This is a genomic window from Tardiphaga sp. 20_F10_N6_6 (assembly GCF_052076045.1).
Taxonomy (GTDB): Bacteria; Pseudomonadota; Alphaproteobacteria; order Rhizobiales; family Xanthobacteraceae; genus Tardiphaga; species Tardiphaga robiniae.
In genome coordinates, this window is record NZ_CP197239.1 from 252,900 (window position 1) to 277,370 (window position 24,471).

17 protein-coding genes and 2 pseudogenes are annotated in these 24,471 nt (G+C 60.1%); 3 read left to right on the forward strand and 16 right to left on the reverse strand.

Going from position 1 to position 24,471, the window contains the following annotated elements; translation table 11 throughout:
- Positions 1-129: 129 nt before the first annotated feature.
- Entirely contained in the window at positions 130-1,140 is a 1,011-nt protein-coding gene (locus AB7813_RS01085; protein WP_439063575.1) for a Vgb family protein, read from the forward strand.
- Between the two features lie 322 nt (positions 1,141-1,462).
- Complete coding sequence (locus AB7813_RS01090) at positions 1,463-3,679, forward strand: TonB-dependent receptor (RefSeq protein ID WP_309946226.1); 2,217 nt, start codon at positions 1,463-1,465, stop codon at positions 3,677-3,679.
- Between the two features lie 120 nt (positions 3,680-3,799).
- On the opposite strand, the gene AB7813_RS01095 is transcribed toward AB7813_RS01090, so the two are convergent.
- The 16 genes and pseudogenes from AB7813_RS01095 to AB7813_RS01170 form a co-directional block, all read right to left on the reverse strand.
- The gene (locus tag AB7813_RS01095; RefSeq protein ID WP_309944607.1) at positions 3,800-4,768 is read right to left on the reverse strand and encodes a Bug family tripartite tricarboxylate transporter substrate binding protein; all 969 of its coding nucleotides are present in this window, start codon (positions 4,766-4,768) and stop codon (positions 3,800-3,802) included.
- 363 nt (positions 4,769-5,131) lie between these two features.
- Positions 5,132-7,456 (reverse strand): PAS domain-containing sensor histidine kinase, encoded by a 2,325-nt coding sequence (locus AB7813_RS01100; RefSeq protein WP_439083613.1) that lies wholly within the window; start codon positions 7,454-7,456, stop codon positions 5,132-5,134.
- A 240-nt stretch (positions 7,457-7,696) separates the two neighbouring features.
- Positions 7,697-8,665, reverse strand: a complete 969-nt coding sequence (locus AB7813_RS01105) for a zinc-binding dehydrogenase (RefSeq protein WP_439083612.1) — start codon at positions 8,663-8,665, stop codon at positions 7,697-7,699.
- A gap of 20 nt (positions 8,666-8,685) precedes the next feature.
- A complete protein-coding gene (locus AB7813_RS01110; protein ID WP_089267106.1) occupies positions 8,686-9,681 on the reverse strand; it encodes an NAD(P)H-dependent flavin oxidoreductase in 996 nt (331 codons plus the stop codon).
- Positions 9,682-9,832: 151 nt separating this feature from the next.
- A pseudogene (locus AB7813_RS01115) lies at positions 9,833-9,976 on the reverse strand (fumarylacetoacetate hydrolase family protein); the annotation flags it as partial.
- Positions 9,975-10,280 (reverse strand): annotated as a pseudogene (locus AB7813_RS01120) (2-dehydropantoate 2-reductase N-terminal domain-containing protein); the annotation flags it as partial. The pseudogenes AB7813_RS01120 and AB7813_RS01115, both read right to left, overlap by 2 nt.
- A 112-nt stretch (positions 10,281-10,392) precedes the next feature.
- A complete protein-coding gene (locus tag AB7813_RS01125; protein WP_089267110.1) occupies positions 10,393-10,824 on the reverse strand; it encodes a CBS domain-containing protein in 432 nt (143 codons plus the stop codon).
- Between the two features lie 278 nt (positions 10,825-11,102).
- The gene (gene oxlT / locus AB7813_RS01130) at positions 11,103-12,413 is read right to left on the reverse strand and encodes an oxalate/formate MFS antiporter (RefSeq protein WP_439063578.1); all 1,311 of its coding nucleotides are present in this window, start codon (positions 12,411-12,413) and stop codon (positions 11,103-11,105) included.
- Between the two features lie 232 nt (positions 12,414-12,645).
- On the reverse strand, positions 12,646-13,935 hold the full coding sequence (gene oxlT, locus AB7813_RS01135) for an oxalate/formate MFS antiporter (RefSeq protein WP_089267112.1): 1,290 nt from the start codon (positions 13,933-13,935) through the stop codon (positions 12,646-12,648).
- 209 nt (positions 13,936-14,144) lie between these two features.
- Complete coding sequence (locus AB7813_RS01140; RefSeq protein WP_089267113.1) at positions 14,145-15,650, reverse strand: tripartite tricarboxylate transporter permease; 1,506 nt, start codon at positions 15,648-15,650, stop codon at positions 14,145-14,147.
- A gap of 57 nt (positions 15,651-15,707) precedes the next feature.
- On the reverse strand, positions 15,708-16,205 hold the full coding sequence (locus tag AB7813_RS01145) for a tripartite tricarboxylate transporter TctB family protein (RefSeq protein WP_175367407.1): 498 nt from the start codon (positions 16,203-16,205) through the stop codon (positions 15,708-15,710).
- Between the two features lie 90 nt (positions 16,206-16,295).
- Positions 16,296-17,309, reverse strand: coding sequence for a Bug family tripartite tricarboxylate transporter substrate binding protein (locus AB7813_RS01150; RefSeq protein WP_089267115.1), 1,014 nt, complete (start codon positions 17,307-17,309; stop codon positions 16,296-16,298).
- Positions 17,310-17,807: 498 nt separating this feature from the next.
- Positions 17,808-17,945: a hypothetical protein gene (locus AB7813_RS01155; protein WP_199712085.1), complete on the reverse strand. Its 138-nt coding sequence runs from the start codon at positions 17,943-17,945 to the stop codon at positions 17,808-17,810.
- A 230-nt stretch (positions 17,946-18,175) separates the two neighbouring features.
- The gene (gene frc, locus AB7813_RS01160) at positions 18,176-19,453 is read right to left on the reverse strand and encodes a formyl-CoA transferase (RefSeq protein WP_439063579.1); all 1,278 of its coding nucleotides are present in this window, start codon (positions 19,451-19,453) and stop codon (positions 18,176-18,178) included.
- 79 nt (positions 19,454-19,532) lie between these two features.
- On the reverse strand, positions 19,533-21,272 hold the full coding sequence (gene oxc / locus AB7813_RS01165) for an oxalyl-CoA decarboxylase (protein ID WP_439063580.1): 1,740 nt from the start codon (positions 21,270-21,272) through the stop codon (positions 19,533-19,535).
- A gap of 85 nt (positions 21,273-21,357) precedes the next feature.
- Positions 21,358-22,089: a GntR family transcriptional regulator gene (locus tag AB7813_RS01170; protein WP_068730533.1), complete on the reverse strand. Its 732-nt coding sequence runs from the start codon at positions 22,087-22,089 to the stop codon at positions 21,358-21,360.
- Between the two features lie 187 nt (positions 22,090-22,276).
- Between AB7813_RS01170 and AB7813_RS01175 the strand changes: the two genes are divergently transcribed.
- Positions 22,277-24,439 carry an acetate--CoA ligase family protein gene (locus AB7813_RS01175; protein WP_093759141.1) on the forward strand — a complete coding sequence of 721 codons (2,163 nt, stop codon included), beginning with the start codon at positions 22,277-22,279 and terminating at the stop codon, positions 24,437-24,439.
- Positions 24,440-24,471 lie beyond the last annotated feature (32 nt).

The following is a 24,471-nucleotide window of genomic DNA, read 5'->3' on the forward strand; positions in this document are numbered from 1 at the left end:
GTAGGTCCGCATTTCGTTTGCCGATGACATGCGGCTTGAGATGTTGCAGTTGCCTGCGCCCGAATGTCGCAGCATCGGCGATGTCATCATGCATCAGCACTGAAATGAAACCGCCGATATGGAGTCGACATGCAGGTTCTAGGCTTCCGCGCCGCTACCGTTGCTTTTGCCTTGGTCGCTGCATTTGCTCCGAACGGGACCAAGGCGGATGAAATCTCTCTGATCGAGAAGTCACTTCCCGGAGAGGGGCAGCGCCCGCAAGCGATCGTTGTCGGCCCGGATGGAAATTTGTGGGTGACGGAAGTCATCAAGCACCAGATTTTTCGGGTCACGCCAAACGGTGAGATGAGTTTCTTTCGCGTTCCGGGCGATCAGGTCGGAGTTATTCAGGGGATCACGTCTGGCCCTGACGGCAATCTTTGGTTCACGTCACGCGAAGAGAACGCCATTCGCCGGATCTCGACCAAAGGGGAATTCAACGGGACATTTGCGATCCCCTCACAGGCCACGACACCCACGAAATTCAACACGGGATCATGGCCGCGCGGCATTACGGTCGGTCCGGACGGTCAGATTTGGTTTGCGGAAATGGCGGCGAACAAGATCGGCCGCGTGACGCTGACCGGAGAGTTTTCGGAGTTCGCAATCCCGACGGAAAATGCCGAAGCCTATGGTGTGGTGACAGGCCCCGATCAGAATTTGTGGTTCACGGAAAGCGGGGCCGGAAAGATCGGACGACTCGACGTCAAGACAGGAAAGATCACGGAATTTCCGCTCGGCAATCCGAAGTCACGCCCGCGCGACATCACGATCGGGCCCGATGGTCATCTCTGGTTTTCCATGAATGGCTCCGATCACATCGGCAGAATATCTATGGCTGGCGAGATCAAGGAGTTTCCATTGCCAGCAGAGACGCGCCCCATTGGTATCGCCGCGGGAGCCGATGGCAATGTCTGGTTCACCGCTTTCAAGTCGCACAAGATCGGTCGTATCACGCCGGCAGGTGAAGTTTCGTTCTTCGATCTCAAGACGGAGAACGCGCAGCCCTTTGGCATGACGAAAGGACCGAGTGGCGTGGTCTGGTTTACGTCCCAGGCCAATCAGGTCGGACACGTTCACATCACGGCGAAGCGCCAGTGATGATCGTGATTGCGCGCCGAGAGGGCGTGCGAGTGCGTTGCTATCCAATCTGATAATCTGCAGGGTTCCAGAGTAAAATAAGGTCCTGCAGAATTCATCGCCTGTGTCAAATCGCATGCGCACGATAGCGAGTTGCATACGGAGTTCCGAGTATGAAGCGGAGTGAAGCATTAGATAGAATCTAGACGCGCCGCATTGTGACCGCACCATGTCATCCTGTAGGCCCCATTGAGTTAGTCGACAGAAGTCGGCGATGTTTTTTGGGGCGACTGATTCAATGACGCGCAGAACTACACTTCACAAGAAAACCCTTTTGGCTGCTGTGAGCGCATTCGCGTTATTGCTTGATGCCGACGCAACGGTTGTTGCGCAGACCTCGCAAGCGCTGCCCGCCGTTGAAGTGCATGCGCCGACGCCGCGTGCGGTCCGTCGTGTCGCGCCGCGCCGAAATGCCGCAGTCACGCCGCGTGCGACGCCGCGGCCGGTGGAGCGTCGCACACCGACGACGCCCCCGACTGGCATGATCGGCTCGCTGCCGGCGGCTTATGCCGGCGGGCAGGTCGCATCCGGCAGCCAGGTTGGTTTGCTCGGTAATCGCGGCGTAATGGATACGCCGTTCAACCAGACGAGCTACACGGCGCAGACGATTCAGGATCAGCAGGCGCGTAAGCTCGACGACGTGTTCGCGAACGATCCGTCGGTGCGTGTCACCGTGCCGCGTCTCAGCGGTTTTGATCAATTGAATATTCGCGGCTTCAGCGTGTCCAGCACGGCTTACGGGCTGAACGGACTTTACGGTATCGCGTCCGCGTTCTCGCTCTCGTCGCTGTCAGCCATCGAACGCGTGGAAGTTCTGAAGGGGCCGTCAGCCCTGCTCAATGGCATGCCGCCCGGCGGTGGCGGCGTCGGCGGCAGCGTCAATCTGGTGACCAAGCGGGCGGGCGACGTGCCGCTTGCGCAGATCACGAACACCTATTCGTCGCGGTCGCAATTTGGCACGCAACTGGATGTCGGCCAGAGATTCGGCGAGTTCAAGGAATTCGGCGTTCGCTTCAATGGCAGCTACAAGGACGGTGCCACGGAACTTGCCAATCAGAACCAGGAAGTCGGCAATGCGTTTGTCGGGCTAGACTATCGCGGCGAGCGGGTGCGCCTCTCAGCCGATATCGGCTACGAGAACAACAATGCCACCGCGATGACGCGCTTCGTCGATCTCGGCAATCTCACGGCACTACCAGCAGCGCCGGACGCTCGCGCGAACTACATGCCGAACTGGGGCTTCTGGAATTCGGAATCGCGTTACGCGCTCGTCCAGGGTGAAGTGGATATCACCGAGAATCTCACGGCCTATGCCCAGGCAGGTATCGGTACCAGCAACACGCGATATCTTTATTCCGATATCCGGATGGACAGTCTGAACGGCAACTTCAACGGGACGCCGAGGCGTAACAACCAGAAGCACGAGCGGACGGCGGCCCAGGCGGGCTTCCGCGCGAATGTCGATACCGGCCCGGTCAATCACTCCATCAATTTCAACGTAGCGACAGCGGAAGCCGAGACGGGTATTCTCAACGTCTCGGGAGCGCTGTTCAGGTCGAACCTGTACAATCCGCGTCAAAGTCCCTTCCCGAACGTGGACGTCGGCGCGCCTCGCAAAACTTCCGGCACGGACCAGTCCAGTTTCGGTGTTGCCGATACCATGTCGATCTGGAACAACCGGATCCAGCTCACCGTCGGTGTCCGGCACCAATATGTGGAGTCGGAATCGTTCGCCATGGGCACGGGAACGAGGACCGGCGGTTACGATGCATCGGCGACGACACCAGCCTATGCGCTCGTCATCAAGCCGCTGGAGAACGTCTCGGTTTATGCCAACTATATCGAGGCGCTGGAAACAGGCTCGATTGTCGGCGAGAGTTTTGCGAATGCCGGACAGGTGCTGCCGCCATACCGGTCGACGCAGCATGAGATGGGCGTCAAGATCGACTGGGGAAGGATCACGACCACGGTGAGCGCCTTCGACATCATGCGCCCGTTCCAGATTGTTGATCGTCCGACCAATACCCTGTCGCAGGGAGGCGAAAGCCGTAACCGCGGCGTTGAAATCAATGCGTTTGGCGAGGTGACCGAGGGACTGCGCCTGCTCGGTGGTGTCATGTTCCTCGATGCACGACAGGAGAAGACGGAGAGAGGGACATATGATGGTTTGCGTACCTTCAACGTTCCTGACACGCAGTTTAATCTTGGTGGCGAATGGGACGTACCATTCCTGCGCGGGCTGACGGTGACCGGCCGCGCGATCCATACGGGCGGATATTTTTCGGACCAAGCGAACAAGGTCTCCGGCGCGAGCTGGACACGTTATGATGCGGGGGCTCGCTATGCGTTTGCCTCACCCTGGAACAGCAAGCCCGTGGTGATCAGGTTCTCGGTCGAGAATCTGCTCGACAGCAACTATTGGCAGGCTGCGACCAATGATGGATATGTGATCCTCGGCGCGCCGCGAACCTATCTTGTCTCGACGACCTTCAACTTCTAGGCTTGACGAAGCGCGTCCCGGACGCGGTGCACTTTGATGACACGCGCCGCGTCCGGGACTGTCTTCGAACGATTGCTTGAGCCAGACTCTGCGCTGCTTGAGAGACGTGTATCGCAGTTCCTACTGTTCCGGCTTGACCTTGCCGATCTCGACAACCGTCTTCCAGCGGGCGAGTTCTTTTTCCAGGAAGCTCTGAAATTCCGCGCCCGTATTGGCGACCACCTCGAAGCCGCTATCGGTCAGCCGCTTCTTGAGATCGGGCGAGGCGAGGGCGGTGGTGATCGATGTCTCGAGCTTGGTCTTTACATCGGCCGGAAGGCCCTTGGGCGCGACGAAGGCCTGCCACGAATAGATATTGAGATCGGCGACGCCGACTTCCTTCATCGTTGGCGTCTGTGGGAATGAATCGGAGCGCGTGTCACTGGTAACGGCCAGAATTTTCATCTTGCCGCCTCGGATGTAGTTGGCGACTGCGCCGAGATTCTGGAAGGAGACGTCGACATGTCCGCCCATCAGGTCCGTATGGGCCTGCGAGCCGCCCTTGTAGGGCGTATGGATACCGGTGGTCCCCGTTTTCTGCCAAAACAACACGGCCGTCAGATGGTCGGACGAGCCCACGCCCGATGAGGCGAACGTGACCTTGTCGGGATTCTTCTTGAGATAGTCGATGAGTTCCTGGACGGTATTGGCCGGGAAATCGGGGCGCGTGATCAGCACGTTGGGATTGCGCACAGCGACACTGAGCAGATCGAAATTCTGGAGCGGGTGATAGCCCGGGTCCTTGTAAAGCACCGGATTGATCGCGATGACCCCGATCGAGCCCACCATCAGTGTGTAGCCATCCGGCTTTGAGCGAGCGAGTTGTGTCGCGCCGATGGAGCCGTTGGCGCCGGGTTTGTTCTCGATGATGAAGGACTGCCCGAAGCTTTCCTGCATCTTTTGCGTGGTCATGCGCGCCGTCGTATCGCTTGCGCCGCCGGCGGTGAAAGGCACGATCACCGTGACGGATTTCGATGGATAGTCTTGCGCGATGGCCATGCCCGGCATTGTCAGACAGAATGCCGCCGCGGCGAGATGGCTCAGTTTCATCGTCATTTCCTCCACTGGAATGCTTTTGTTTATTGAACAGGCGACAATCTCCGTGTCGCTCTTGTCTGGACGGCTCCTCCATGTGCTGAAGAGCAGTGTGGTTCGTGAGTTCAGTAATTCCCTTCAATCAGCAACCGCTGCAGTCTTGTTGGCAAATACTTCGCAGATGGTGGCTTTGAAAATTGATAGGTCACACGAGAAAGAATCGCGGTCCCAGTCCAGACCGCCCGTGTCGACGCGCCAATATAGCGACCTGCAACCTTTAGTATAGGTGTGGGCGGGGGCCTCCCAAGCGGCCATTTGACGCTTGAGTGTCATGCCATGGGCGTTGGCTCGGCCGGGTCAGCGGTAAGCAATCGACGCCTAGGCGGCCTCGGAGATTTCCGCTGGCCTGTGTCTGCCGCGGAGCGGGATGGTGACGCAGACCACGGTGCCGGTGCCGAGCTTGGAGCGCAGCTTCATCGATCCGCCATGCAGGTTGGTGAGCGATTTGGCGATAGCGAGGCCGAGGCCCGAGCCGTGATAGGTCTTGGCGAGCTGGCTCTCGACCTGTTCGAACGGGCGTCCCAGACGCTTCAGCGACTGCGGGGCGATGCCGATGCCACTATCGGCGATCATCAGGGCGACGGAGTCGCGCAGGACGCGGCTGCGCACGGTGACACGGCCGCCATCGGGTGTGAACTTCACGGCATTCGAAAGCAGATTGACCAGGATCTGCTTGATGGCGCGGCGGTCGGCCACCACCGGTGCATCGGCCGCGATGTCGGCGCTGAGTGTCAAATTCTTGTCGTCGGCGCGGCCGGAGACCACACGCAGCGCTTCGGACAGCGTCTGTCCGAGATCGAGCGGCTCGAGGTCCAGCTGCATACGACCCGCCTCGATCTTCGACATATCGAGAATGTCATTGATGACTTCGAGCAGGTAGTGACCGCTGGTGAGAATGTCGTGGCAGTATTCGGCATATTTGTCGGAGCCGAGATTGCCGAACATGCCGCTGCCCATGATTTCCGAGAAGCCGATGATGGCATTCAGCGGCGTGCGCAGTTCGTGGCTCATATTGGCCAGGAATTTCGACTTGGTCTGGTTGGCTTCCTCGGCGCGGTTCTTCTCGTCGGAGTATTTCTGCGCGAGGTCGGCGAGTTCGAGCGCCTGTTTCTCCAGCGCGGCCTGGGAGTGCTTGAGATCGATGACGCTGGCGCGAAGGCGTAGATCGTTGTCGACCAGCTTGTGCTCATGCTCCTTGATGCGGGTGATGTCGGTGCCGACGGAGACGTAGCCGCCGTCCTTGGTGCGGCGTTCGCTGATATGCAGCCAGCTGCCGTCCTCGATCTGCGCTTCGAAGGTACGCGCGCCGGGCGCCGCAGCGCCGGATTCCGCGAGACGCGAGCGGACCTCGGGCATGCTGCCGACTTCGAGCACGGTCTCGTAGGACGTCCCGGGCGACACCGCCGAGTCCGGCAGCTTGTGCAGGCGCTGGAAATGCGAGTTGCAGAGCACCAGGCGATCTTCCGCGTCCCACAGCACGAAGGCTTCGGGAATGGTCTCGATGGCGTCGCGCAGCCGGACGTCGGCCTCGACGGTCTTCTCGGCGAGGCTCTTCTGTTCGGTGACGTCGATGGCGATGCCGATCAGGTGCTGGCTGCCATCGTTCTGGCCCTGCGCGAGTTCGCAGCGCAATTGCAGCCAGATCCAGTGGCCGTTGCTGTGCTGCATGCGGAAGGTCTGGTCGATGTGATCGATCTTGAACGAAATCAATTGATCGGCGATCTCGAACAGGTTGATGTCGTCGGATTGTACCAGCGCGCTGACTTCGCCGAAGGTCAGCAGGTCGCTGCGGCTGTCGAGGCCCAGCATGGTGAACATCGACTGCGACCAGAAGATGCGACCGCGCGACAGATCCCAGTCCCACAATCCGCAGCGGCCGCGATTGAGGGCGGTGTCGATGCGGCCACGCACGGCGTCGTTGATCGCGTCGCCCTCGCGGGCACGGGTCGATTGCCAGTGGAAGGCGAAGCCGAGGATCAGCACCACGAAGCCGGTGGTGGCCGAGAGCGTGATCGATAGCGCGGAGTCCGAGCGCCAGGTCGGCTCGTTGTTCTCCTGAATGACAACTACCTGACCCGGCAGGGCCTTGACGATGCGACGGGTGGCCAATGCATGGCTGTTGTCGGGCAGCTTCACATCGACAACGTCGGTGCGTGGACCCTGCGCAGCCATGGCCTGCGTCGCGCTGAGGACGTCGAGGATACGGTTGGCGTCGCCGGGCGGCAGGTCGATCGGCACGCGCGCGAGAATGCTCTGATCGGCGCCCAGCACGATGACGTGGCGTCCCCCGGCGATCCCCCAGGATGGAATCAGACTGGGCAGCAGGCTCTGCAGGCGCTCGACGGCCGCAGAACGATCCTGACGGATGGTGCCGTTGCGTTCGAGACGCTCGGCGAGCAGATCGGCAAGCGCCGCGAGATCGCGCTTCATCGATGCCTGCTTCTGCCGGCTCTGATCGACCACCTGAACGAAGGCGCCGAAGAAGATCGTGATGAGAAAAGCGATGATGAGTGTAGGGACGGCTCGGCGAAGTGCCGGCTCTGCGATCAGCAGCCTGTGATAGGCCGGCTTCGCGATAGACTGCGCCAATCCTTTGATCGAATCGGATTGGACGCATGCGTTGTCCGCATGCGCACGCGCCATACCTAAGCCCCCTCGAAGAATCTCGCCCGCGTCGCTCGAAACAACTGCCCCGCCACTTCGAATCGCAAGACCAATAAGAATCCACTTTGCCAGGGCTGTCGAGAGTCAACGAAACGTTAACGTGAAATAAATCGTATCCACCGGAGAATTTCATCACTGTTCGGTACTTGCATGAGTCCGAAACAGGAACGCCGCGCATGAGAATCACGCGCGGCGTTGAAATCAATGACTCGCAGCGCGTTACAACGTGACCACGATCTTGCCGAGATGCTTGTTGGCTTCCATGTGGTCGAACGCCGTTCCGATGTCGTCGAATGTGTAGACCTTGTCGATCGGCAGTTTCAGTTGGCCGGCTTCGATAGCGGGCCAGATGTCCGCACGCACCGCACTGAAGATGTCGCGAATCTCCTGCATCGATCGCGTGCGGAAGGTCACGCCGATATAGGTGATACGGCGGGCGGCATGGAGATCGAAATTGAAATCGCCATGCGTGCCGCCGAGGCGGCCGACATTGACGATGCGTCCCATCACCTTCGTGGCTTTCAGATTCTGGTTGGCGACGGGGCCCGAGATCTGGTCGACGATCAGATCGACGCCGTCGCCGTCCGTGGCCTTGAGCACCTGATCGACCCAGCCTGCATCCTTCGAATCGATGGCGAGGTCGGCGCCGAAGTCCTTCAGCCGGGCGCGACGTGCGGGGTCGGTGGATGAGCCGATCACCGTCTTTGCGCCCTTGAGCCTGGCGATCTGCAGCGCCATCAGGCCGACGCCGGAGCTGGCGCCCTGGATCAGCACCGATTGGCCGGGCTGCAGTCCGCCATTGGTCACCAGCGCATTGTGCATCGTGGTGATGGCGACGGGCAGGGTGCAGGCATCCTCGAAGCTCATGCTGGCTGGCATGTGGAACAGCCGGCCGTGATCGGTGACGGCGAATTCGGCAAAGGCCGCACCGCCGGAACCCATCACGCGATCCCCGACCTTGACGCCCTTGGCCTCCGGGCCGAGTTCGGCGATCTCGCCCGCCCATTCCATTCCCAGCACCGTGCCGACGCCGCCGGCAGCACCGTGGACATGGCCTTTGGTCATGCCGAGGTCGGCGCGGTTGAGGCCGCAGGCCTTCACCTTGACCAGCACCTGCGTGCCCGTGGGTGAGGGTTTCGGGGCATCACCGATCGCAGCGCCGTTGGCGCCGTAGACATAAGCTTTCATGGCTCTGCTTTCCGTTCCGTCTATTCAGCGGCCTGGCGCTGGCTGCCATCAAGCATGGCTTCGAAGCGTGCGCGGATAATCGTCTCGGCATCATGCATGATGCGCGACACGAGTTCCTGGCAGCTCGGGATGTCGTGGATCAGGCCCTGGACCTGGCCGGCCGACCAGATGCCATCTTCGGCATCGCCGTGCGAATAAACCAGCTTGCCGCGCGCACCGGCGACGAGTTCCTTGATCTGCTCGAAAGTGGCGCCTTCCTTCTCCATGGCGACCACCTGCTTGCTCACCGCGTTCCGGGCGACGCGCGAGGTGTTGCGCATGGTGCGGAAGATCAGGTCGGTCTCGCGTTCGTCATTGGCGACGATGCGTTCCTTCACCAGCTGATGGATCGGGCTTTCCTTGGTGCACATGAAGCGCGTGCCCATGTTGATGCCTTCGGCACCGAGCGCCAGCGCGGCGACAAGGCCGCGGCCGTCGCCGAAGCCGCCCGAGGCGATCATCGGGATCTTGATCTTGTCGGCCGCGGCCGGGATCAGGATCAGGCCGGGGGTGTCGTCCTCACCGGGATGGCCGGCGCATTCGAAGCCGTCGATGGAGATCGCATCGACGCCCATACGCTCGGCGGAGAGGCCGTGGCGTACGCTGGTGCATTTATGGATGACCTTGATGCCGTGCTTCTTGAATTCGGTGACGTGTTCCTGCGGCTTGTTGCCGGCGGTCTCGACCACTTTGATTCCGGCCTCGATGATGGCCTGGCGATATTCCGCATAGGGTGGCGGCTTGATGGTTGGCAGAATGGTCAGGTTCACGCCGAACGGCTTGTCGGTCATGTCGCGGCAGCGCGCGATTTCCTTGGTGAGGTCTTCCGGCGTCGGCTGGGTCAGTGCGGTGATCAGGCCGAGCGCACCGGCATTGGCCACTGCGGCGACGAGCTCGGCGCGGCCGACCCACTGCATGCCGCCCTGGACGATCGGGTGTTCGACACCCACGAGCTCGGTGAAGCGCGTCTTGATCATGATTGGTCCTCTGTTCCCTCGCAGGCGCATCGGGTGGGTCCGATGAGGCTTGTTGATCTTTGGGGGGCGGAGGATGCCGTCGCACCGGGGGAATGTCCATCGGACAGCCGGCGGTGCGCCATGCGGATTTGGCGGGGCGGGTGCCTAATTCCTATTGGTGGAATTCGTTATGTAGCTCACCGATACCTTCGATCGCGATGGTTACGGTGTTGACAGGCTCCTTCATCACGCCGACGCCGACAGAGGTGCCGCAGCAGATCAGATCGCCCGGCAGCAGGGTCATGTCGTGGGAGATTCATCGCGGTGACAATGCGTGTCCTTGGTCCGAGCAGCGGCTGTATCTGTTCGATCACACCGGTGATCGAATGGGCCTTCAGGCAAATGATGACATAATCCTGCTCGCCGAGTTCTGCTGGATCGTCGGTGCAGGGGATATGCACGACGTGTTCTTCTCCTGCTATCAGCAGCTTCAGTCCATTTGCGCGCATCGCCGCAAGATGCGCGCCGCGCGCGACAAGGCTGACATCGGCGCCAGCCCGTGCGAGCTGAACGCCGAGATAGCCGCCGATGGCGTCGGCGCCGTAGATGCAGATCTTCATGAAATGTCACCAAGGCAACGGGCGCGGACAAGGCAAAAGAACTGGCATCACGGACCGCTGGCGGTCCGTGTCGATACCGGCATGAAACGCGAAGTGAGCTTGAGGCTAGGCCTCAGGCGACCGCTGCATGCGCTTGCGGTGCATCCTCATGATCGAGCGCCCTGCTGATGTCACGGATGCTGATCACGCCGATCAGCGTGTGATCGTCGATGACCGGGACGTGCCGAATGTGATGCTTGTTCATCAGGTGTCGCACATGTTCGAGCGTGTCGGTCGAGTGGCAGGAAATCAATTCCTGGACCGAGATCATATCCGAGACCTTGCGATTGACGCCGGCAGCACCGTGTTCGGCGATCGCGCGCACCACGTCGCGTTCCGAGAACATGCCGACCGCGGTGTTGCCCTCGGTGCGGCACACGTCCTTCACGACCAGTGCGCTGATATTGCCCGTCCGGAGCAACTGCGCCGCGATGGCGACGGTCTCGTTCATGCGGACAGTGGCGATACGGGTGCTCTTCCTACGCAGGATATCTCCGACTTGCATGGCAATAACCTCCCTTGGCTGATCGGCTGAGGATCGATCTTGTGGGCGCAAGATTGGTATACGGTATGCCAGTTGTCAACGCAGAAACCAGCATATCGAGGGGCGGTGGATCAAGAAAGAAAGTCAGTGTTTCTGACGTTTATTTGCTGCACGGCGTGCGTTTCCTATGTGCTTCTAGCGCATTGGCGATATCCAGTCGGAGCTCTGGTATGCCAGTTGGGCATGAAGAAGGGGCGCACTCGCGTGCGCCCCTGAAATCTTGAACGAGCTTCGATTGATCAGGCGGTCTTGGCGCTGTGCGCCGCGGCTTCCGGTACGGCAGGCTCGCTCCCCAGAATGAATGCACGTCGCATCGGCTTGATAACGAACAAAGCGAGCAACGCAGCCGTGGCATTGAGCGCAACGGCGATCACAAACACGGCCTGCCATCCATAGCTCGCTGCGATCAGGCTCGCGAGCGGTACCAACAATGCCGCCGTGCCCTTCGCGGTGTAGAGCATGCCGTTATTCGTCGCGGCATATTTGGCACCGAACGTATCGCCTGATGTTGCCGGAAACAGACTGTAGATCTCGCCGAACACGCCGAAGTAGACGGCCGTCGCCAGCACGAAGACGAGTGGGTTGTGGCCATAGGCCGATAGTGTCAGCAGCATCAGCGCGGCGGTGCCGAAGGCGATGAACATGGTGTGTTCACGACCGATCTGATCGGACAACCAACCGAAGAGCGGGCGGCCGAACCCGTCAAAGATGCGATCGAGCGAGATGGCGAAGGTCAGTGCTGCCATCTGGAAGCCGGCCAGTGTCACCGGAGAATTCGCAATGTTGTAGTCGTGGGCGATCGGCGCGATCTGCGCTGCGGTCATCAAGCCACCGGCGGCGACCATCACGAAGACCAGATACATGACCCAGAAGATCGGGCTGCGCAGCACTTGCGGCGGTGTGAAATCCGTCTTTGTCTGCGGCAGATTGAGTTGTTTCCTCGTCACCGGCACAGCCTGCCTAGGCGGACGCATGAAGAAGGCGAGCATGAACACGATCACGCCCTGGCCGATGCCGAAGGTGAAGAAGGCGTGCTGATAGCCGCTCTCGGCAATCATATGCGCAATCGGCACGACGGTGATCGCAGCGCCTGCGCCGAAGCCTGCCGCCGTGGCGCCCGCAGCGAGGCCGCGGCGATCGGGAAACCACTTCAGAGCATTGCCGACGCAGGTGCCGTAGACCGAACCGGCGCCGATGCCGCCGACGACGGCGCCGGCGTAAAGCATCACCAGTGAGTCCGCATAGGAGTTCAGCACCCAGGCGAGGCTGATCATGGCTCCGCCGAACATGATGACGACGCTGGGACCGTATTTGTCGACGAACCACGCTTCGACCGGCACCAGCCAGGTCTCGACGACGACGAACAGCGTGAAGGCAAGCTGGATCGCGGCGCGACCCCAGTGATACTTGGCGTCGATGGGATCGACGAACAGCGTCCATCCGTATTGCAGGTTGGCGATCATCGCCATGCAGACGATGCCCATCACGAGTTGGATCCAGCGGAAGCTGCCGGGTGGGTTGGACGCGGTGGTGAAGTCTGGTTGAGCCATCGTGTTTCCTCCGATGCGCGCTTTTTCCCTTGCGGCGTGGTGTCGCTAAGGTTGTGGCGTATTGCCGCAGGCGTCGCTTGGTCGGAGACTGGTATATTATATTCCACGATGCAAGGTGGTCTTGGCCGATTGTTGCGTGAAGACGATCACGCCTTGGCGAGCAGCGCGGGGCCCACGCAAAACGCGCCCAGCCGAGGCTGAGCGCGTTGTTTTCTTGAGATTTTTTGCGTTTTTAGGTCGCAAGCGCTTTGCTGACGACGACCTTACGCCAAGGCTTCAGCACCGCAATGGCGAGCAGTGAAGCCAGGATGTTGGCGCCGGCTGCAATGAGAAAGACGCTGTCCCATGTGCCCGACGACTGCTGCATGTAGTTCGCGACCGGCACCAGAAGTGCTGCCGTCCCCTTTGCCGTATAGAGCAGGCCGGCATTGGTCGTTGCGAACTTGGAGCCGAAGGTATCGGTGCAGGTCGATGGGAAGAGCGAATAGATCTCACCCCAGGCGAAGAACACAAAGCCCGACAACAGCACGAACCACAGCGGATCGTGACCCCACATATACAGCGCCCAGATGCCGACGCCTTCCATGCCGAAGGCGATGAACATTGTGTTCTCGCGGCCGATCATGTCGGAGATCCAGCCGAAGAACGGACGTGTCAGGCCGTTGAGTACGCGGTCGATGGTGGCTGCGAAGGTGACCGCCGTCATCGTCATGGCCATCAGCGTGACGGGGACGTTGTCGATCTTCCAGTCGGCCGCAATCGGCTTCAGGTTGGCCGTCACCATCAGGCCGCCGGCACCGACGATCACGAACATGAAGTACATCAGCCAGAAGATCGGATGGCGGATGACTTCTGTCGGCGCGTAGTTGCGGCGGGTCTGGATCACGTTGGCGTTCTGCGTGACCGCCGGTACCTGTCCAGCCTTTGGCGCGAACAGGAAGAAGGAGAGGATCACGATGATGATGCCTTGCCCGAGACCGAAATACAGAAATGCGGTCTGGAAGCCGGAATCCTGAATCATGGCCTGGATCGGAGCGACCGTGAGGGCGGAGCCGGCACCAAAGCCTGCGGCAGTGATGCCAGCCGCGAGGCCGCGCTTGTCAGGAAACCACTTCAGGGCATTGCCGACGCAGGTGCCGTAGACGCCGCCTGCGCCGATGCCCGCAACGATCATGCCGAGATAGAAGCCGTTGAGCGTTTCCGCCTGTGCATTGATCGCCCAGCCGATGCCGCAGAGGATGCCGCCGATAAGGACGACGAGCTTCGGGCCGTATTTATCGACGAACCATCCTTCGACCGGCACCAGCCAGGTCTCGAACAGAACGAAGAGGGTGAAGGCCCACTGGATCGACGCGCGATCCCAGCCGAACTTCTTCTGGATGTCGGGGACGAAGAACGTCCAGCCGTATTGATAGTTGGCGATCATCACCATCGCGCCAACGCCGATGGCGAGTTGTGTCCAGCGGTAGGCATCGCTGACACGTGCGGCAGCTGGCGCCACCCCGTGAACTGCATCAGTCATAGTTCCTCCTAAAGCGCTGTTCTATTGAGAGCTCGACAGCTGCGAAGGATAGTTTGGTATATGATATGCCAACTAACAAGCGAAATCTTGCCAATTTGCCGCTGCAAGTTTCGCATGACTGAATGCTGTACTGCGATACTACAAGACAGCACAAAGCCGGCGGTCCAGACCGCCGGCTTTTGGGTTTGAACAGTTATTTGTATCGTTACTTACGCTGCTGCAGTGCGAGTACGCAGCCGGGTGAAGCCGTTCTGGATCACCGACCAGAACAGCGCGATCAGGCCGAGGATCATGATGCTGCTCACCAGCGTGTTCGAGAAGAAGATCCCGAGCGATCCCTGCGACCCCAGCAGCGACTGACGGAAGGCTTCCTCGGCCTTGTCGCCAAGCACAATGGCCAGCACCAGCGGGGCGAGGGGATAGTTACACTTCTTCAGTGCGTAACCGATGATTCCGAATACCAGCATCATCACCACGTCGAAGGTCGAGTTGTGGACGGAGTAGGCTCCGATCGCACAGAGCACCAGGATAAGAGGTGCGATGATGCTGAATGGAACCCGCAGGATCGCTGCGAAGATCGGTACGCAGGTCAGCACGATGATCAGGCCGACGAGGTTGCCGAGATACATCGAGGCGATTAGGCCCCAGACGAACTCCTTCTGCTCGACGAATAGCATCGGGCCGGGCTGCAGGCCCCAGATCAGCAGACCACCAAGAAGCACAGCGGCAGTTGGCGAACCGGGGACGCCGAGTGACAGCATCGGAAGCAGGGCTGCGGTACCGGCAGCATGCGCGGCCGTTTCCGGAGCGATAACGCCTTCGATCTCGCCCTTGCCGAAATTGTTGCCGTTCTTGGAAACGCGCTTGGCGATGCCGTAACTCATAAAGGACGCGGGTGTCGCGCCTGCGGGCGTAACACCCATCCAGCAGCCGATGACGCAGGAGCGCAGCGACGTCATCCAGTATTGCGGCAAGCTCATCCAGGTACGGAGCACGACGCGAAGATCGATCTTCGCCTTGCCGCCCTGGAAGCGCAGGCCTTCCTCCATGGTGAGGAAGATTTCGCCAAGACCGAACAGGCCAATGACGGCGATCAGGAAGTCGAAGCCATTGAGAAGTTCGGTCGAGCCGAACGTGAGTCTCAGTTGTCCGGTAATGGAATCGAGGCCGACGGCGGCGAGAGCGAAGCCGATCATCATCGCCGCAATGGTCTTGAAAGGTGGTTCCTTACTCAGCCCGACGAAACTGCAGAACGCCAGGAAATAGACCGCGAATTTCTCCGCGGGCCCGAATCGTAAGGCGAAGCCTGCGACCAGCGGCGCGACCAAGGTGATCATGACGACGGCGAACAGTGCGCCAACGAAAGAGGAGGTGAAGGCGGCGGTTAGTGCTTCGGCAGCCTTGCCCTGCTGCGCCATCGGATAGCCGTCGAATGTCGTGGCCACCGACCATGGCTCTCCGGGGATGTTGAACAGGATCGAGGTGATCGCACCTCCGAACAATGCACCCCAATAGATGCAGGACAGCATGATGATGGCCGATGTCGGCGGCATGCTGAAGGTGAGGGGCAGCAGGATCGCAACGCCGTTGGCGCCGCCAAGGCCGGGCAGCACGCCGATGATGACACCCAGCACGATGCCGAGCACCATCACCGCGATGTTGAATGGCTGCAGCGCGACCGCAAAGCCCTGGAACAGATTAGCAATTTCTTCCATTTCGAGTAGTCCTCAGAAAGAGACCGGCAGACGCAACGGAATTAAAGATCGCGGAAATCAGAGACCGAGCAGATCCTCAAGCGGTCCTTTGGGGAGCGGCACGAGAAACCAGCGTTCGAAGATCAGGTAGGTGACGACAGGCATGCCAAGAGAGATAGCGGCGATGATCGGCCACTCATATTTGCCAAGCCAACGCATGAACCAAGCGATGAAGATCATCGAGGACACGTAGAGTCCGATGAACGGCAGGACGCCGACATAGATGCCGGTGGGAATGACGACGCTGAAAACCTGGCGCAACTGGCCCCATTCGGCGAACAGGCTGCCGTCGTCCTCGCGCAGCGTGTTCCAAATATTGACGAGGCTGGAGATGATAATGAACAGCCCGATATAGAACGGGAAGAATCCGGCTTTCGGTCCCTCTGCGCCCCAGTTGATGCCGGCCTTGACGCTGCCATAGACGACGATGGCGCCGAACAGGCCGATGACGGTGGTGACGCCGGCTTCGACGGATTTGTGGGACGGGCCTACGTTGTGAGATTGCTGCGTGGTCATGGACAACTCTGTGTGAGAGATCAGCGTCGATCAGCGTGTTGCATGTGCCGGACCTGATGTGCGATCAGGTCCGGCGTCATGGCGCCTGCGTCAGTTGCCTTGCGCGAGGAAGCCGGCTTCCTTCATCAGCGTCTCGTGGCGCTTCTCTTCGGTGCCAACCCAGCTGGCATATTCACCGCCGGTCATGAAGGTCGTGTTGAAGGCGCCGCTCTTCATCAGGTCCTGCCACTCGGGCGTCGCGCGGACCTTCTTGAACAGTTCGACATAATAGTCGATCTGATCCTTCGTCGCTTTCGGCCCCATGAAGATGCCGCGCAGCATCACATATTCGATGTCGAGTCCCTGCGACTTGCAGGTCGGAATGTCCTTCCAGCCCTTGCCGTCGGCAACCTGTTCGTCATAGGCCATCGGCTTGCTGTCGAAGACGCAGAGCGGACGCACCTTGCCGCCGCGCCACTGCGCGACTGCCTCGATCGGATTGTTCACGGTTGAATCGACATGCTGGCCAACGAGCTGTACTGCGACTTCACCGCCGCCCTTGTAAGGGATGTAAGTGAACTTGCTGCCGATCGCTTTCTCGACTGCGACCGTGATGATCTGGTCTTCCTGCTTCGAGCCGGTGCCGCCCATCTTGATCGTGCCGGCTGGTGCGGCCTTCACGGCGTCGATATAGTCCTTCACGGTCTTGTAGGGCTTGTCGGCATTCACCCACAGTACGAACTCGTCGAGTGCCAGCATCGCGACCGGCGTGAGATCCTTCCAGTTGAAGGGAATGCCGGTGGCGAGCGGTGTCGTGAACAGGTTCGACAACGTGATGATGATCTTGTGCGGATTGTTGTTCGCCGACTTCACGTCGAGGAAACCTTCACCGCCCGCGCCTCCCGACTTGTTGATGACGACAAGCGGCTGTTTCATCAGACTGTGCTTGGTGATGATGCCCTGAATGGTGCGCGCCATCTGATCGGCGCCGCCGCCGGTGCCCGCGGGAACGATCAATTCGACGGGGCGCGTCGGCTCCCATGCAGCAGATGCCGGGAGAGACGCTCCCAGGCAGAGAATGGATGCAGCGGCGGCCAGCGTGAGACATGAACCTAGGCGTTTCATTGTTTCTCTCCGATGCGTTTTGATAGCGTCGATCGTTCGTCGACTTTGAAATCGTCAGTGCGTGGTCGGGTCTTCCTTCGAATGTCCTGACTGCAGGTGTTCAAACGCGCCCTTGCATGCGCCATATGCGCACGTCAGACTGTCGAGCATCGAAGCGGCTCGCCTGCAAAAAGGATGAGTGGGTCTGGATCGCTCTGTCATTGCGCGTATGGCGTTGCTCGCCCGCGAAGGCAGCGCAGCCTTTGTCCTCCCCAGGTATGCTTTCTATTCAGACGTGAAGCATTACCGTTTGCGCATTTTGGTATGCGATATGCCAAGCGGCAAGCGATTAGAGCCGTTAAAAGCCGGGGAGGCTGAAATGTCGCAGGGAGCGCGAGACGTCGCTGCGATGCAACTACACAAACAAAAAAACGGCCCCGGAAATCCGGGGCCAGTCGTCGGGAGGAACGCAGAGAATTTTGCGCGGGCTGGCCGCGTAAAAGTAGTGACGTCGCAGCCTTACAGGCCGAAGCGGGGCAGGTCGCCGTTGCGGGCCGAGATGCGTGCGCTGGCCATCAGCGCGCGATCGAGTGAGGCCATGAAGCGAGCGAAGAAGCTGGTGGATGTCGCGAGGTCGAGAGAAGCAGTCTTCGACATGATTTGATCCTTTGCTTAAGGCCGCCGCATCTTGGCGCCTCATCTGGGATCAATTTACGTATACCAGATGCCAAGGACAATTGTCTTGTTTGCATAGCAGCATGAGGATTTTGCAGTGCGATATAGGTCGATTTGATTTTCTTATTAAAGTTCCGCTTGGATCACCGTAAATGAAAAAGGCCGCCAATCGGCGGCCTTTCGCATGTAATTATTTGAAATAACTGGCGAAATTACTCAGCGGCAACCTTCCGCGGCGGATCGAGTGCGCCGGAGTCGTGGATTTCGGCCACCTGATGATCGCTGAAGCCCAGCACCTGCTTGAGGATTTCGTCGGTATGTTCGCCGAGCAGGGGCGAGCGGGTCACTTCGGTAGGGCTTTCCGATAGCTTAATCGGATTACCAACCGACAGATACTTGCCGCGCTCGGGGTGATCGACCTCGACCACGGTGCCGGTGGCGCGGAGCGACTGGTCTTCGGCCAGTTCCTTCATGGACAGGATCGGGCCGCAGGGGATGTCATCCTTGTTGAGGATTTCCATCGCCTCGAATTTGGTCTTGGTCATCGTCCACTGTTCGATGCGCGCGAAGATCGCGTTGAGCTTGGGCAGGCGCACCGCCGGCTTGGCATAGGCCGGGTCGGTCTTCCAGGTGGGTTCGCCGATCACGTCGCAGATCTTCTCCCAGACCGGCGCCTGGGTAATGAAGTAGATGTAAGCGTTCGGGTCGGTTTCCCAGCCCTTGCACTTCAGGATGCGGCCGGGCTGACCACCGCCGGAGTCGTTGCCGGCGCGGGGCACGGCATCGCCGAACGGAATGCCTTCGCCGAACTGGCTGTATTCCTTGAGCGGACCGTGAGCGAGGCGCTGCTGGTCGCGCAGCTTGACGCGCGACAGGTTGAGCACGCCGTCCTGCATCGCGGCGGTGACCTTCTGGCCCTTGCCGGTTTGCGTGCGCTGATACAGCGCGGTGACGATGCCGAGTGCGAGATGCAGGCCGGTGCCCGAGTCGCCGATCTGCGCGCCGGTGACGAGTGGCAGGCCGTCGCGGAAGCCGGTGGTGGAAGCTGCACCGCCGGTGCACTGCGCGACGTTCTCATAGACCTTGCAGTCCTCATAGGGACCGGGACCAAACCCCTTGATCGAGGCAACAATCATCTTCGGGTTGATCTGCTGAATCTTTTCGAACGGGAAGCCCATGCGGTCGAGCACGCCGGGTCCGAAGTTCTCGACGAGTACATCGCACTCTTTCATCAGCGCGGTGAGCACTTCCTTGCCCTTCGGGTTCTTGGTGTCGAGCGTGATCGAACGCTTGTTGTGGTTCAGCATGGTAAAATACAGGCTGTCCACATTCGGCACGTCCTGCAGCTGGCCGCGGGTGATGTCGCCAACGCCGGGCCGTTCGACCTTGATCACATCGGCGCCAAACCATGCCAGCAACTGCGTGCAGGTCGGGCCGGACTGAACGTGGGTGAAATCCAGAATGCGAACGCCTTTGAGCGCCTGTGTCATTGTTTTGCTCCCGTAAACTAGTTTTGCCGCCTCGGCATATGAGAAAAGGAGACGGGGTCTCGCGACCCCGCCTGATGTGTTATTTCTTCTTGCTGAGCACGCTCTGCGGATTGAGGTTGCCGATACGGCCGCTCTCGCTGCCGGCCGCCGGATCGATCACCGCATTGATGAGCGTCGGCTTGCCGGAATCCATCGCCGCATTCACGGCGCGCTTGAGTTCGTCGGGCGAGGTCGCGTTCACGCCGACGCCGCCGAAGGCTTCCATCATCTTGTCGTAGCGCGAGCCCTTGACGAAGACTGTCGGTGCCACGTCGGAGCCGCCGGTCGGATTGACGTCGGTGCCGCGATAGATGCCGTCATTGTTGAAGACAACGATGCAGACCGGCAGATTGTAGCGGCAGATCGTCTCCACCTCCATGCCGGAGAAACCGAAGGCGCTGTCGCCTTCGATCGCGAGCACGGGCTTGCCGGTCTCGACCGCAGCAGCGACGCAATAGCCCATGCCGATGCCCATGATGCCCCAGGTGCCGACATCGATGCGCTTGCGCGGCTGATACATGTCGACGATGCCGCGAGCGAGATCGAGCGTGTTGGCGCCTTCATTGACGAGCATCGCATCCGGACGCTCGGCGATGATGGTGCGCAGAACACCAAGCGCGCCGTGGTAATCCATCGGCGAATTGTTGTTCATCAGCTTCGGTGCCATCTTCGCGACGTTCTCGTCGCGCTTCGTGGTGACTGCTGATGTCCAGTCGGACGATGCCTTCTGCCAGCTCTTGCCCATGCCATCGAGCAGGGCAGTGACGCAGGAGCCGATATCGCCAACGACGGGTGCGACGATCTCGACGTTGGAATCCATTTCCTTCGGCTCGATGTCGATCTGGATGAACTTCTTGGGCGCGCTGCCCCAGGCCTTGCCCTTGCCGTGCGACAGCAGCCAGTTGAGGCGTGCGCCGATCAGCATGACGACGTCCGAGTCCTTCAGCACGGTGGAGCGTGCAGCGCCCGCGCACTGCGGATGGGTGTCAGGCAGAAGGCCCTTGGCCATGCTCATGGGCAGGAACGGAATGCCGGATGTCTCGACAAGTGCCTTCACAGCGTCGTCGGCCTGCGCATAGGCGGCGCCCTTGCCGAGGATGATCAGCGGCTTCTTCGCCGATTTCAGCACGTCGAGCGCGCGCTTGATCGAATCCGGGGCAGGGATCTGCGCCGGCGCGGCGTCGATCACCTTGACGAGCGATTTCTTGCCCGCATCGGCATTCATCACCTGACCGAACAGCTTGGCCGGCAGATCGAGATAGACACCGCCGGGACGACCGGACACCGCGGCGCGGATCGCGCGGGCGAGACCGATGCCGATGTCGGCCGCATGCAGCACGCGAAACGCGGCCTTACATAGCGGCTTGGCGATCGCGAGCTGATCCATTTCCTCATAGTCGCCCTGCTGCAGGTCGACGATCTCGCGCTCGGACGAGCCCGAGATCAGGATCATCGGGAAGCAGTTGGTGGTGGCGTGAGCCAGCGCCGTAAGGCCGTTGAGGAAGCCGGGGGCCGACACGGTCAGGCAGACGCCAGGCTTCTTGGTGAGATAGCCCGCGATCGATGCGGCATAGCCGGCGGCCTGTTCGTGACGGAACGAGAGCACGCGGATGCCCTCGGCCTGCGCCATGCGGCCGAAGTCGGTAATCGGAATGCCCGGCACGCCATAGATCGTGTTGAGGCCATTGAGCTTGAGCGCATCGATGATCAGATGGAAGCCATCGGTCAACTCCTGCTCGGCGGCTGCGTTGGTATCGATGCTCTGGACTACTGCGGACATCCCGCTCTCCCTGACTTTTCTTGTGACTGTTGGTCGTTGCTCAATTGGACGTGGTGCGGAGTGGTGAACCGTCGCGAGACGGCGCTTACGTAAACAATTCCTGGCCGTGGGCTTCGACATAAGAAGCCAGACCGAGCGTGTGATCGCGCGCGCGCTTTTCCGCGAGCTCGGTGTTGCGCTCCTCAAGCGCTTCGATGATGGCCAGATGTTCGGGCAGGGACGTCGCGGTACGGTCCGTGCGTCCGATGGTCAGCTGACGATAGCCACGCACATGCAGCAGAATATCGTTGGTCATATCGACCAGCACTGGCGACTCGCTGAGCGAGATCAGTGCCTGGTGGAAAGCGATATTCGCTTTCGAATATTCCTCAACGTGGTCCTGTGGCAGACGGTCCTTGTTGAAGTCCTTGAAAAAGTCGCGCAGCGCCGAGATATCTTTTTTGCGTGCGGTGGTCGTGATCAGACGCGCGGCCATGCTTTCCAGCGCCGCCCAGGCGCGGATCATGTCGACGATCTCGACCTTGGTCTTTCTGACAACGACGATGCCGCGGCGTGGCACAGTCTTTACGAAGCCATCCTGCTCCAGCATCGCAATGGCTTCGCGGATAGGTGTGCGGCTGACACCGAGCCGTTCCGACAGAGCGCGCTCGTCAAGCATCACCGGATCGGGTGAGGTGTAGATGTCCATCTTAAGAATGGCTTCTTTCAAGGCTTCATAGGCCTTGGTCTTGAAGCTGGTCTCCGGTGCAATCCGAACGATCGCGATATCGGCTTCAGACATGACGGACGGCGCCTTGGTTTGTTTTCGCGTGGGCATGAATCATCTCCAGTCGAGATGTCCTACCACAGAAATAACGTCAAGAATTTTTGGCATACCAGATGCCAGCATGTCAAGATGACAGCTATTTCAGCAATTTTGCGCTGCAACGCGCCTTGACAATCAAGTTTCTGGCATACCAAATGCCATCAATCCGTCTATTGGAAAAGACGTGAAGGAGGAAGCCATGTCCCAATCGAATCTTGCCGTCAAAGAAGCAACACCATCGGCGAAACAGGCCGTCCGCAAAGTTCTCGATGCGGTCAAAGCCGACAAGCGCACCAGCCTGACCGCCCCCGAGGGCAAGCTTGTGTGTGACGCATACGGCATTCCCGTGCCGAAGGAAGGTGTGGCCACCTCAGCCGCTGACGCTGCCAAGATGGCAAGCGGCATGGGCTTCCCGGTCGTAATGAAGATCGTCTCGCCGGACATTCTCCACAAGACCGAAGCGGGCGGCGTCATTGTCGGCGTCAAGACCGCCGAAGACGCGCAGAAAGCTTACGACACCATTCTGGCCAATGCCAAGAAGTACAAGGCCGATGCCAAGATAGAAGGTATCCAGGTTCAGCAGATGCTGATGGGCGGTACCGAAGTGATCATCGGTTCGATCACCGATGGTTCGTTCGGCAAGCTGGTGGCCTTCGGCCTCGGCGGTGTGCTCGTCGAAGTGCTGAAGGACGTCACTTTCCGCCTCGCGCCCGCCACCAATGATGACGCGCTGTCGATGCTCGATGGCATTCAGGCCGCCGAGATGTTGCATGGCGTGCGCGGCGGCGATCCCGCCAACCGCGAAGCGCTGGCCGACATCATCGTCAAGGTATCGCAGCTCGTCAGCGATTTCCCGGAAATGGTCGAACTCGATCTCAACCCGGTCTTCGCCACCAAGAAAGACGCGATTGCCGCCGACGTGCGCATCGTCGTCGACTTCGACTACAAACCGCGCCCTGCGCCGCGCTCCAACGCCGAAATCGTCACGGCGATGAACCGCATCATGATGCCGAAGGCCGTCGCTGTGATCGGCGCTTCCGCCGAAGATGGCAAGATCGGCAATTCGGTGATGAAGAACCTCATCAACGGCGGCTACAAGGGCGACATCTACCCGATCCATCCGAAGGCCGAAGAGATCATGGGCCGCAAGGCCTATAAGAGCGTCAAGGATGTCCCGGGCGTGATCGACACCGCGGTATTCGCAATTCCCGCCAAGTTCGTTGCAGGTGCGTTGATCGAATGCGGCGAGAAGAAAATTCCGGGCGCGGTGCTGATCCCGTCGGGCTTTGCCGAAGCCAACGAGCCTGCATTGCAGGAAGAGATCGTCGAAATCGGCAAGAAATATGACGTCCGTCTGATGGGGCCGAATATCTATGGCTTCTATTATACGCCGGCCAATCTCTGCGCGACTTTCTGTACGGCCTATGACGTGAAGGGTTCGGCGGCATTGTCGTCGCAGTCCGGCGGCATCGGTATGGCGATCATTGGCTTCTCGCGCTCTGCCAAGATGGGCGTGTCGGCGATCGTCGGTCTCGGCAACAAGTCGGATATCGACGAGGACGATCTGCTCGCCTTCTTCGAGCAGGATCCCAACACCACGATCATCGCACAGCACTGCGAGGATCTGAAGGATGGCCGTGCCTTCGCCGAAGCCGCCAAGCGCGTCTCCAAGATCAAGCCGGTTGTCGTCCTGAAGGCCGGCCGCACCTCGGCCGGCGCCAAGGCGGCCTCGTCGCATACCGGCGCACTTGCCGGCAACGACAAGATCTATGAGGACGTGCTGAAGCAGTCGGGGGTCATTCGCGCCCGCTCGCTGCGCCAGCTGCTCGAATTCGCTCGTGGCATTCCCGTGCTGCCGACGCCGAAGGGCGAGAACGTGCTGATTATCACCGGTGCCGGTGGGTCGGGCGTGCTGCTGTCGGATGCGGTGGTCGATAACGGCATGTCGCTGATGGCGATGCCGCCGGATCTGGATGCGGCGTTCCGCAAGTTCATTCCGCCGTTCGGTGCCGCCGGCAACCCGGTCGACATCACCGGTGGCGAACCGCCGATCACTTACGTCAACACCGTGAAGCTGGGTCTCACCGATGATCGCATCCACTCGCTGATCCTCGGCTACTGGCACACGATCGTGACGCCGCCGATGGTGTTCGCGCGCAACATGGTCGAGATCAAGAACGAGATGAAGGCCAAGGGCATCGAGAAGCCGATGGTGGCTTCGCTTGCGGGCGACGTGGAAGTCGAGGAAGCCGCCGAATATCTCTACCAGAACGGCATTCCGGCTTACGCCTATTCGACCGAACTTCCGGTCGAGGTGCTCGGCGCCAAGTACAAGTGGGCGCGGGGAGCGGGGCTTCTGTAAGCGAACTTCCGATACACAAGAACAAAGCGCCG